The organism is Leucobacter celer subsp. astrifaciens (assembly GCF_001273835.1).
Taxonomy (GTDB): Bacteria; Actinomycetota; Actinomycetes; order Actinomycetales; family Microbacteriaceae; genus Leucobacter; species Leucobacter celer.
Genome location: NZ_JHEI01000196.1, coordinates 1 through 383 on the forward strand (window position 1 = coordinate 1; position 383 = coordinate 383).

General features: G+C 64.2%; 1 protein-coding gene. It reads left to right on the forward strand.

What is annotated here, in order from left to right:
- Positions 1–75: 75 nt before the first annotated feature.
- A partial coding sequence (locus AMS65_RS17930; RefSeq protein ID WP_206542020.1) for a heme-degrading domain-containing protein occupies positions 76–383 on the forward strand: 308 nt, incomplete at its 3' end.

Here is a 383-nt window from a genome sequence, read left to right on the forward strand (position 1 = left end):
CCGGACTCTGGGAAGACCGATGAGCCGGCACATCATTTGTCCTGTCATGACCCCAGGCTGCGCTAGCGTATGACCATGGCCACAGATGCGTTCCCCCTTATCGCTGACCCCGAGATCATCGCCACCGGCTTCACCGAAGCGGCACTGCACTCGTACACGCACGCCGACGCGATCGAGATCGGCGAGGAGGTGGCGCGACTCGGGCGAGCGCGCGGGCTCGGGTTCGCCGTCTGGGTGAAGCACGGCGACCACGAGGGCTACCGATTGGCGCTCCCTGGTACCAGAGAGGTAACCGACGAACGGATTCGACGCAAGCGCAATGTCGCGGAGGCCACGGGTCTCGACCTGCGTCTTAAACACATCTCCGAGACCACGAGACAGGC